General features: G+C 40.1%; 8 protein-coding genes. 4 read left to right on the forward strand and 4 right to left on the reverse strand.

From position 1 onward, the window contains the following. Nucleotides 1-687 precede the first annotated feature (687 nt). The 4 genes from IM450_RS22195 to IM450_RS22210 all read left to right on the forward strand — a co-directional run bounded on the left by IM450_RS22195 (nucleotide 688) and on the right by IM450_RS22210 (nucleotide 6495). A complete protein-coding gene (locus tag IM450_RS22195; RefSeq protein WP_287670281.1) occupies nucleotides 688-1518 on the forward strand; it encodes an Rpn family recombination-promoting nuclease/putative transposase in 831 nt (276 codons plus the stop codon). 71 nt (nucleotides 1519-1589) lie between these two features. Beyond that, complete coding sequence (alaS, locus tag IM450_RS22200) at nucleotides 1590-4214, forward strand: alanine--tRNA ligase (RefSeq protein WP_287670283.1); 2625 nt, start codon at nucleotides 1590-1592, stop codon at nucleotides 4212-4214. Nucleotides 4215-4283: 69 nt separating this feature from the next. Further along, nucleotides 4284-5747, forward strand: coding sequence for an AAA family ATPase (locus IM450_RS22205; protein ID WP_287670285.1), 1464 nt, complete (start codon nucleotides 4284-4286; stop codon nucleotides 5745-5747). Beyond that, nucleotides 5740-6495, forward strand: coding sequence for a hypothetical protein (locus tag IM450_RS22210; protein ID WP_287670287.1), 756 nt, complete (start codon nucleotides 5740-5742; stop codon nucleotides 6493-6495). Before IM450_RS22205 ends, IM450_RS22210 begins: the two co-directional genes overlap by 8 nt. 170 nt (nucleotides 6496-6665) lie before the next feature. Here IM450_RS22210 and IM450_RS22215 read toward each other — a convergent pair whose 3' ends face one another. From IM450_RS22215 to IM450_RS22230, 4 genes are all read right to left on the reverse strand, one after another. After that, on the reverse strand, nucleotides 6666-7982 hold the full coding sequence (locus IM450_RS22215) for a glycoside hydrolase family 10 protein (protein WP_287670290.1): 1317 nt from the start codon (nucleotides 7980-7982) through the stop codon (nucleotides 6666-6668). Between the two features lie 93 nt (nucleotides 7983-8075). After that, nucleotides 8076-9653: a glycosyltransferase family 39 protein gene (locus IM450_RS22220; protein WP_287670292.1), complete on the reverse strand. Its 1578-nt coding sequence runs from the start codon at nucleotides 9651-9653 to the stop codon at nucleotides 8076-8078. Between the two features lies 1 nt (nucleotide 9654). Continuing rightward, nucleotides 9655-11412, reverse strand: coding sequence for a replicative DNA helicase (dnaB, locus tag IM450_RS22225; RefSeq protein ID WP_287670296.1), 1758 nt, complete (start codon nucleotides 11410-11412; stop codon nucleotides 9655-9657). A 112-nt stretch (nucleotides 11413-11524) separates the two neighbouring features. After that, a partial coding sequence (locus tag IM450_RS22230; RefSeq protein ID WP_287709728.1) for an RNA-guided endonuclease TnpB family protein occupies nucleotides 11525-11878 on the reverse strand: 354 nt, incomplete at its 5' end.

An 11878-nucleotide genomic window follows, 5' to 3' on the forward strand; every position in this document is an offset into this window, starting at 1 on the left:
ACTCGACCGACCCAACTGCAACAAAAAGCGTTAGATTTATTGGAAGTTTCTCTGATTTGTACCCAGTAACGGGGCGCTGGAAATTTTCTTAATCCTTTCTACAGCACGGGTTATGGCTTTTTGTCAACGGGGAAGTCCAGGTATTCGGATCGGTAACTATCTTCATGTTATTGTTACCGCAAGGCTTCCAATCACCAGTTAGTGATCCAAATATACCATCATATACAGCTACACATTGTCTTCCTTGGGCAGGAATGTAGCAATATATATCATGAATAAAAGACCCTGATATATTAGGTGCAATCGTAGTACCCGATCCATTAAACTGACAAACAAATTCACGACCACGAGGAGCAAATTGAGCGATAATAAGGTGATCTTGCTGACTAATTTCGGCTGTGGCACTGGTAGCTATAGCAGTATATCCGATCGCTGTAGTTGCTACTAGAGAAAAGACCTGAAGGAGAGAATTGTATAAGCTTTTCTTCTCCCCCCCCCATTTTTCATAATTGTTGCTAATGTCATGATGCTCAAGGGAATTTATCGAAGACAATTGTAAGTTAACAAAACTGATTTTTATTTGTCAAGGGATTTCTGAAATATCTGACATTTTTGTTAACATAAGTTGATAAAACCATTCAAAAATCGCTCGATACAATTGAAAAGTATCGATTAACTGTTCAGTCCATGAAACCCCATGACCAATTTGCCAAAAATTACCTTGAACAATTACTTTCTCCCCTGGGAATCGTCGAAATCAGCAAAGAAGTCAGCGATGAAACCCGACAGATAGATTTATTTTTTTCCCCCAATCCCGAACCCAACCCCGATTATCTGGGATTATTAGGCAGAATTGTCCTTAATACTGTCTTAATTGAACCCTATCGCAATCCTCCCAACCGGAGCGAGATTCGTAATTGTTTAGCGAAACTTTTGACGATTTTGGCCGAACTGCAAAGACAAGCTAAACGGGAAAATCAGAGTTACAATGAAGACAATGCCCCTCGTTTGTGGATTTTATCCCCTTCGGCTGGTATCACTGTTTTAGAAGGATTTGGGGCAAAATTAGACCCAGAGTGGCCAGAAGGAGTCTATTTTCTTCCCGCGCTTTATCGCACGGCAATTATCGCTATTAATCAATTGCCTGTGACTGCTGAGACTCTCTGGTTAAGATTATTAGGAAGGGGAAAAACTCAAGACCAAGCGGTGGGAGAATTGTTAGAATTACCTCAAGGTAATGCTTTCCGGGAAAATGTCTTGGAATTATTAATTAGTTGGCGGGTTAGTATGGAAATAAATAACATCCTAGAAACTGAAGATAGAGAGGTGTTTATGACCTTATCTCAAACCTATCAGGAATGGAAGGAAGCAACTAAACAGGAGGGACGACAGGAAGGACGACAGGAAGGAAAACTGGAATCTATTCCCCGTTTGCTTGCTTTGGGTTTAAGTGTGGAACAAATCGCTCAAGCTTTGGATTTAGACTTAGAACAGGTCCGACAAGCGGCGCGAGAGTAAAGGTGGAGAGTTAAAACGCAAAAATGCCACAATGGATAAAATAGGCATTTTCTGACTAACTGACATCTTCTATGAGTAACCACCTAAGCGGAAGCGAGATTCGCCAGCGATTTTTAGACTTTTTTGCGGCCAGAAACCATAAAATTCTCCCTAGTGCCTCCCTAGTCCCAGAAGACCCCACCGTTTTGCTGACTATTGCGGGAATGCTCCCTTTTAAACCGATTTTCTTGGGACAAAAGACCCCGGAATTTCCCCGCGCTACCACTTCCCAAAAATGTATTCGCACCAACGATATCGAAAATGTCGGCCGGACTGCTAGACATCATACTTTTTTTGAGATGTTGGGCAATTTTAGCTTTGGTGATTATTTTAAAGAACAAGCGATCGCCTGGGCCTGGGAATTGTCCACAGAAGTTTTTAACCTTCCCCCCGAAAGATTAGTCGTTAGTGTCTTTAAAGAGGATGAGGAAGCTTTCGCTATCTGGCGCGATAAAATCGGTATTCCTGCCCATCGTATCCAAAAAATGGGCGAAGCGGATAACTTTTGGGTATCGGGTCCCACGGGTCCCTGTGGTCCCTGTTCGGAAATTTACTACGATTTTCACCCGGAATTAGGGGATAAAACCATCGATTTAGAGGATGATAGCCGTTTTATCGAGTTTTATAACCTCGTCTTCATGCAGTATAACCGCGACGCGGACGGCAATCTGACACCCCTAGCGAATAAAAATATCGATACGGGGATGGGTTTGGAACGGATGGCGCAAATCCTGCAAAAAGTCGCCAATAACTACGAAACTGACCTAATTTTCCCGATTGTCGCTGAAGCGGCCCGGTTAGCAGCCATAGACTACCAGAAAGCGGACGAAAAAACGAAAGTTTCCCTAAAAGTCATCGGCGATCATGTGCGTTCAGTAGTACACATGATAGCAGATGGTATCTCAGCATCGAATACTGACAGAGGTTACGTCCTGCGTCGTCTGATTCGTAGAGTAGTACGGCACGGGCGTTTAATTGGTATTGAAGGTCAATTTATCACCAAAGTGGCGGAAGTTGCGATCGCTCTTTCCGAGTCCGTCTATGGCAATGTTCGGGAACGAGAAACGGTGATCAAGGCAGAATTAGAACGAGAGGAAGCGAGATTTTTAGAAACCCTAGAAAGAGGCGAGAAACTGCTCGAATCGATTCTAGAAAAAGAAAAAAGCCAGATTTCGGGAGTCGATGCCTTTACCCTTTATGATACCTATGGCTTCCCCCTCGAACTCACTCAAGAAATCGCCGAGGAGCAGGGTTTAAGCGTCGATACGGCGGGTTTCGAGCAGGAAATGAAAAAACAGCAGCAAAGATCAAAAGCCGCCCACGAAACCATAGATTTGACGGTACAGGGGAGTTTAGATAAGCTGGCAGAACATATTCACCCGACGGAATTTCTCGGTTATACGGATTTGCAAGCAACCGCAACAGTAACGGCGGTTTTAGTCGCCGGTAAAACGGTGGAATCGGCCGCAGCAGGCACTGAGGTGCAGGTAGTTCTCGATCAAACGCCTTTTTATGCCGAATCGGGTGGACAAATCGGTGACAAGGGTTATTTAACTGGCGATAATCTGCTTATCCGCGTTGAGGATGTGCAGAAAGAATCGGGGATTTTTATCCATTTTGGTCGGATTGAGCGGGGAATTGTCACCACTGGCGATACAATTAATGCTCAGATCGATCGCTCCTGTCGTCGTCGCGCTCAAGCTAATCATACCGCGACCCATCTGCTACAATCGGCCCTGAAAAAGCTTGTCGATGGGGGGATTTCCCAAGCAGGTTCCCTCGTCAGTTTTGAGCGCCTCCGTTTTGATTTTAACTGTCCTCGTCCCCTGACTAGCTCTGAATTGCAACAGGTGGAAGAACAGATTAACACTTGGATTGCCGAAGCGCATGACACCGAGATAGCGGTGATGGGATTGGAAGAAGCGAAGCAAAAGGGAGCTATTGCCATGTTTGGCGAGAAATACGGCTCAGAAGTGCGAGTTATTGATATTCCTAGCGTTTCTATGGAATTATGCGGGGGAACTCACGTTAAAAATACCGCCGAGATCGGTTTATTTAAAATCATCTCCGAGACGGGAATCGCCGCAGGAATTCGTCGCATCGAAGCGGTGGCCGGCCCCGCCGTGTTAGCATACCTGAATGAACGGGATCAGGTGGTGCGGGATTTGTGCGATCGCTTTAAGGTCAAACCTCTGGAAATTCCCGATCGCATTACGGCCTTACAATCGGAGTTAAAAGGCACACAAAAGCAGTTAGAAGCGGTTAAACAGGAGTTAGCACTAAATAAATCGGATGCTTTGCTATCTCAAGCTGAATCTATCGGCGAATTTAAGCTATTAGTCGCTTCTTTGGGCGATATTGATGCTAATGCTTTGATGGCCGCAGCCGAAAGACTACAGCAAAAATTAGGGGAAGGGGCGGTAATTTTGGCCTCGACTCCCGCAGCTGATAAAGTGAGTTTAGTGGCCGCTTTTAGTCCCCGGGTGATTAAAGATAAGGGTTTACAAGCGGGTAAATTTATCGGTGCGATCGCTAAAATCTGCGCCGGTGGTGGTGGTGGTCGTCCCAATTTAGCTCAAGCTGGGGGACGGGATGCTAGTAAGTTAAGCGAAGCTTTAGCTAAGGCCAAAAGTCAGTTAACTAGCAGTTTACAATAGTTTTAAGGGTGGGCATTTTGTCCACCTTTAAAAATTAGTTATCCTCTCGGTGTGATTGGTAAAAATAATATGGAACTACTGATCAAGAATTTGGGATCAATTAGAAATAATAATCAAGCTATAGATTTAACCAAGAAGTTTTATACTTTTATTGGCTACAACAATAGTGGCAAAACCCTAGTTTCTCAGCTTTTATGGACAATTTTTAATCATGACAATATTAGAAAGTTTTCCGAAAATAACCAAATTGATTCTTTAGTAATTGACTCTGAAAAACCTATTAAAAAAATTACGATCAATCAAGAATTAATCGGTGAGATTCTCAATAAATTTAGCCGATTTATTGAAAAAGAAGTTGTTAATACTTATAATCTTGATGCTAGTATTAAAGAAACGATTATTAGTTCCAATAAATTAATTTTTCAAGCGGATATTAAAGAATTTAAAGATAAAAGCTTTAGATTAACCTTTGTTGTTGACAATGATCTGGAGTATTTACAGATTAGCAAAGAGCAAGGTAGCCTAACAATAAATATAAAAGAACTTAATATCCCTGAGAAAGTATTTGATCAAATACCCAGAGACTTGTTTGAGAGAGCTAAACCATACAAGGAATCAGTAATTATTCCGTCAATAATAAGAGTGCTTTTGTCTCCGATACAAGATACTTTTTTTATCCCCGCTAGTCGTAGCTTTTTTCCTGTTTTCTACCAGTACATTTATGAGATAGAGAGAAATAAAAGAAGTGAGTATAATCGTCGATTGCAAGAATTAATAGAAAATATTGATGATGATGTTGATACTAATCGGGATATATTCAAACGTCTTCAAGAACAATTACCCAAAAGGTCTTATACGGAACCAATGAATAAAGTGATTGAGTCGCTTTATTCTCTCAATACCAATAAAAAAATTAATTCAGTTTATAATTCTCTGATTGAAAAAATGATCGGATTAATGGGAGGAGAAATCACGATTTCTAGTCTAGAATTGATCGCACCTATTCAATTTTCTTTTAAATTCGATGAAAGCAAAGATTTACCCATGTATCTAGCTTCATCTTCAGTCAATCAGTTGACTATCTTGTATCTTTATCTCAAATATTGGGCCAAGGAAAAAAACAATTTTTTGATGATAGATGAACCAGAGGTTAATTTGCATCCCGAAAATCAAATTCGCTTAATGGATATTTTAGTTCAATTTGTCACCGAGCATAATAATCGAGTTTTGATCACCACCCATAGCCCGATTTTAACCGATATTCTCAACAATTATGTTTATCTTCATACCTTAAAAAGTTATGATGTTGATGTCACAAAAATTATTGAAGATAATCAATTAAAAAATTTAAATCCAGAAATTTCAATTGCTAAAGAAGACTTAGGGGTTTACTTTTTCACAGGTGATAAAATTATTGATTATGGAACCAGTCAATATGGTGTTTATTTTCGTAATTTTACAGAAGTTATCAACTCCGTGCAGAAATCTGGAGAAATTTTAACCAATCATATCTATTTAGCAGAGAATGAGTAAGTCTAACTCAAAAAAAGAAATATTTTCCCTTAGACAAGAGTTTCATCAAGCTTTAGAAAAATCGGGTTTTATTGAAGAAATCTGCCTTAGTCAGGATGCGTATATTGAAATTCAAGAAACAAATAAGAGCGATTTAAAGAAAGTAGTTATTAATTACTTACAGTTATCGCCTAAAAATGACAAAAATATATCTACAGAAGTAGATAAAATCTGGGTTATCAATTTAGAAAAAGAGTTACCCGGTATCTCTGCTTCTGGCAAAACCCCTGAAAAAGCTATATTAGTTTTACAGAGAAAAGTCAATAATGCTGGTAAATTTCTCAATTATCATCTGCAAATTTGTTTAGTTGAACTCAAAGCATCCCTACAGGCAAAAAAAGGCAAAGAAAGCACATTAAAGCAGCTTGCTGGTAAATTTCAAAGCGGGATGAATAGAATCTATATGCTTCTGACTCTCAATAATCATGCTAATCCCCAGAAAAACTATCAAGATACAGAAATATTTGTGCATTTCAGAGGAATCATTTTTTATAATCGTAACGAAATTAGTGAGATTGCCAAAGAAAATGAGCCAGACTATAATTCGAGCGAGAGTACCTTATATAAAATTCTCTCTCAACCTACAGAATCAGATTTATTAACCCTAGAAACCCTATTAGAAGAACGAGATAAAATCGTCGTTAGGTTTATCCAAAATCCCAATCAAAATCAAAATTATGTCACCATAGGACTAAAAGAATTACTCTGAATAAATGCTGCTTCTCGGCAATCTTGACAAGCTTTTTAGCTGGCAGCCTTTCACTGTTTACTGTTTACTGGACGGCTACGCCGTGCCTTTGGCAACACTGAAAAAAAACCGCCACTCTCCTATACCTTTTAAACAGGATTTAGTATAATTTTGATGGGCAAAAATTGCTATTAACTACCCGGAGGGGGAATAACTGGAATTTCGATCCCGTCCGGCGCTAAGGGGGGAGGTGTGGGAGTTAATCTTGGCTGGTCAGCAGGTTCAGGTGTACTAACTAAGGGAATATTTTCCACCACGGGAAGACGGGGAGTGATGGGTTGCGAAAACAGCGCTTGAATTGCCGCTTTTCTGGTTTCTGGAGGTTCCAAAGCTTGCTGCCAGAGACTTTCATAAAAGAAGAAAATCACCCCTAAACCCCGTTGACGAGCAGCCAAAACCTTTTCTTCAATAAAGGGTAGGGCAATCGGTCGATTGCGTAAACCGGTCAAAACTCCCACACCGGTGGGGATAGTTTGCTGGGTTTCCTGAATTTCGGGACGCTCTATTTGTTTGAGAAAACTGGGCAGATCGGGACGATAAACCTGTACAATTAACTCGTCGACTAATCCTTGCCGCACCCAACCGAGCCAATCCTGTAAATGACCATTATAGGCGAATTCGTAGGGATTAGGGGCGATCGAAAGCAGTATATTCGGTTTAATTGCCTCAATTGATTCTTTGAGATTAGCCAGAAAAGCGGTGATTTTATCGGCCCGCCATTTTGTCCATTCGGGATCCCGGGGGTTAGCCGGGGGCGTTTTTTCGGTTTCCTGTTGATAAAGGGCGATAGTATAGGGATCATAGCCGAATTCGTTGGGTAAACTCAGATGATCGTCGAATTGGATGCCGTTAATATCGTATTGTCTCACCACTTCCAAGACTAATTCCCGCAGAAAATTCTGCACCTCGGGACGGAAGGGATTCAACCACACCACCTCACCGGCTGCCCCCACCCAAGTGGTCCCCCCGTCGCGTTTTTGGGTTAACCAGTCCTGATGTTTTAAGGCTAATTCTGAGGTGGGAGGGGCCATAAATCCGAATTCAAACCAAGGAATGACTAATAATCCCCTTCCACGGGTTTGTTCCACCAATTCTGCCAAGATATCTTGTCCCTGCGCTCCCGTAGGCACAAAAGGCTGTATTCCTTCCCGTTGAGCGATCGCGCTAGGATAGAGAGCATAACCGGAATTCCAAACCACGGGATAGATGGCATTAAAATTAAGATTAACTAATTGCTCGATCGCCTGTTGTCGTTTATCCCTATCCATCAGCATGGCTGTGTCGTTGGTGGTAATCCAAACACCGCGGATATCAGGATCTCGACTTTGAGAGAAAGCAGCAGAAAAATAGCCTAATAGTAGGACTATTAGAAAAGATACTAAGAATAGTAGTATGGGTAGCTTTTTAAGAATTTGCCGCCAAATGCTGGTCGGAATTAGAAAAGTCATTTCGTTAAAGGTGAAGATTAACGCTTTTAACTGGTTATGATAACAGCTTTGCTCAACTCTTTCAGGCTAGATTGACCCAAAATATATATTTACCTATTTCTTCCCTCGCCACAATTGACCATAGGGATAGAAATAATCAAGACGAATATCGAATTGATCTAGGGCCAGTAATAACCGATTGGAAGGACGAAAAAGAAATAAGTTGACGCGGGGAATTTCTAGGACTTCTTTTAACTTATCGGTATCGGGGTTAGTGGTAGTCAGGAAGTATTGTACATCAGCATTAAGACGATAATTAAGGGAAAGCAAATCACCTAAGTTAGTCCAGTCATTACCTTCGTCGCTGATAATAATGGCATTGGGTACAGCATTGATTTTTCTGGCAACTTCTCCATTCCAATAACTAGGAACTTTTGCCCAACTGGTTTCGGAAAGAGCATTATTAAAGTTCGATACTATACTAGCAGTTAACAAAAAAGTCAAGATAATTTTACCTAAAATTCTACCTTGATTAAGCAATTGTGACAAGAAAAAAGCCACAGTTATATAGATAGTGGGAAAGGATGCAATTAGATAACGGGTGACAGTTGATCTAGTGGTAGTCAAAATTAGATCGGGAATGACTAAAGCTAGGAAAGGTACTAGGGTTGAGGTAATCAGAAAAGTAAAAGCCATCGGGTTATTGTAGCGATAAACTCGATAAAAAGCATAGATAATTAAGATTAAAAAAATTAGTCTATATATATAGGTGAAGATGTTATTAAAACCAAAATCGCTATCGCTAAATGGAGAAGTAAAAGTTAAGAGCCATAATTTACCAAACAATCCCCAATCGAGATAGTTAACGGCAGCCCAACTGGTGGAGTTAAAGGCCCTTTGAGAGTTAGTTAAAAAAACCTGTAACCAGGGTATATATAAAATTATCATTGTTAACCCAGATAACAGGAAAAATATCAAGTTATTTTTTCGCTCTGGTTTCATAACAAGATACCAAAGTATAAAGGCTGCTTGAGCAAATAAGTTGAGAATAAAAAAGAGATGGGTGTAGAGTCCGAGAGTATTAGAGAAGGTGTATAAAGACCAATTAACAAGAGTTCTTTTTTTGAGACATTTTAACAGCATTAATTGACTGATTATCGTTAACAAAACTAAAAGACTATACTGACGAGACATTTGAGCAAATATTACATCAACTGGAGAAAGTGCCAATAAAATTACTGCTAAAATTGCCGTTAATTTTGCTGCAAATAATTCTAGGGATAGATAGTAAATAAATGGCAGGGAGAGAAGACTAAAAAAAATCGCTAAACTGCGGGAAGAAACGGGAGAAAAACCGAATATTTTTTCCCAATAGCGAGAGATAATAAAGTATAAAGGTGGGTGCTGAGGGTCTTCTTTAGCGAGAGATTGAATCGTATCAAAAACATTACTTTCGGGTTTCAGTTGTTGAAATTTTCCTAATTCTGTGGTAGATAAAAGACGATTTTGAAAGATAGTATCAGCGATTTCCTTTGCTTGATAACCAGTGGTTCTAATCGTGGTGTAGGATTCATCATGCCAATAGATTTTTTTATCGATATTTGCCAAACGAAAAACCACACCGAGAGTTAGGATAATTGCCAAAAGTATTAAGAGCCAATTGGGAGTTTTATAATTAATATTTGCTTTCATTTTAATAATTAGAGCGACTTTGTTTAAGATTAAGAAACTTGGTAAATTCTGGTTGAAAAAGTAGCTTAATTGTGCCGGTGGGACCATTACGATGCTTAGTAATAATTACTTCAGCCACACCTCGATCGGGACTATCGGGGTTATAATATTCATCTCGGTATAACATCATAATTAAATCCGCATCCTGTTCGATACTATTATGAACGATGATATTATTGGCAATAAAGTTATGCAGTTTATCTACTGTTAAATCATACACTTCTGTCTCTCCATCCGCTTGAATTGCCATAACTTCATCCCAATTAAAAGTTAGGTCTGAATTACTAAGAGAGCGAGGTAAAGCGATATAATTACCAATATTTAATTCATCTAATCTTTGCCAACCGTGGACAGTCAAAAATTTATGATTGGCTGTAGTTCTAATCGTGCGACCTAAACGAGTTGTTAATCGAAAAACTGGCTTAAATCCTGTGGAAAATACCTTAGTTACCAGTGCTTTTTCTAATTTCATTGTTTCCTCATTAAGAGCAAAAACCGTAAAATTAGAGCAATTCACTAACTGACAAATTGGCACTTTAGCACGAGGAGCGGCTAACTCAACTAAACTATCACCCGCTAAACATCCCGACTCGCGTAAATCGGACATCATCGGTCTTTTATTATTGCGAGATTCCACAGCGCGACTTAACTGAGAAAGAGCAATTACTGGAGCATGAATTTCTCTCGCTAAACCCTTAAGACTGCGGGTAATTTTAGAAATTTCCTGAACGCGATTATCACCTCCCCCTTCCATTAATTGCAGATAATCGATTAAAACTAATCCCATTTGCCCCTTTTTTTCTGCCTGTAAACGCCGCACTTGGGAACGCATTTGAATTACACTTAAATTGGCACTATCATCGATATATATAGGCAAATTTAATAACTTTTCTAGTCCCCCAAGAACCTTCTCTAAATCATTTTGTCCCAAACGGCCCGAGCGAATCCGATTACTTTCGATTTTAGCCTCATTCGATAACAAACGTTGGGCTAATTGTTCCTTGGACATCTCCAAACTAAAGACAGCTACAGGTAAATTCTGTTGAGCTATATTATAAGCAATATTAAGAGCAAAAGAAGTTTTTCCCATGGAAGGCCTACCCGCGATAATAACTAAATCCGAGGGTTGTAAACCACTGGTCATCGCATCGAGATCATAAAATTGAGTTTCGATACCGGGTAGAGTGGTCGTTTCCTGCATCTTCTCAATCTCGTTAAAAGTTTCGATTAAAGTATCCCCCAGAAAAATTAAACCCTCCTGGGGTCGTTTTTGGGTGAGACGAAAAATCTTTTGTTCCGATTCATCGAAAACATTTTCTAATTCTAGCGTCGTATCCCTGGCTAACTCGATAATTTCTCCCCCGGTGGAAATTAACTGACGACGCATATATTTATCCATCACTAATTCAGCATAGCGATCGATGTTGGCAGCCGAGACAGTGCGCTCAATTAATTGTAACAATCGCGGCATTCCCCCGATTTCTTCCAGCAGATAATTATCTTGTAACCAACTGCTAACCGTCATTAAATCCGTCGGTTTTCCCTTCCCTTGTAAAGCAAGCGCCGCACGATAAATATCTTGATGGGTTTTCACATAGAAAGCTTCTGGAATTAAAAAATCACTGATTCTACCTAACGCTTTTGGATCTAGTAAAATACCACCTAAGATAGATTCTTCCGCTTCAATATTTTGGGGGGGGAGGGATTGATCGCTAATCATTGTCAATGCTGACTGTGCTTTATCATTAATTATAGTCATTCACCCTAATTAAATACAAATGTTCAGGTTATTGACATCCTCACCGCCGTAAACGGACGGCGATTCCCAAACCTCACGATTTGGGTTTCTGCTTCTTTCCCTTGCGGGGTTCCGCACCTGCCTTAACAGATTTACTCTGTTCTGGTCTTATGGTCGCTCTACAGACTGACACCGCAAGCCCTGCGGCCAAAATATTTTTACTGGCGTTAATATCTCGGTCATGGTGAGTCCCACAGTCTGGACAATCCCACTCTCGAATATTTAACGGCATTTTCTCAGCAATATGCCCGCAATTACTACACCTTTTAGAGCTAGGAAACCATCTATCTATTTCGATGTAATTTCTCCCATACCAACGGCATTTATAGGCTAATTGTCGGGTTATTTCTCCCCAGCTTACATCAGATATTGCCTGAGATAATTTCGG

It is taken from the genome of Microcystis sp. M083S1 (genome assembly GCF_020246405.1).
GTDB lineage: Bacteria > Cyanobacteriota > Cyanobacteriia > Cyanobacteriales > Microcystaceae > Microcystis > Microcystis aeruginosa_C.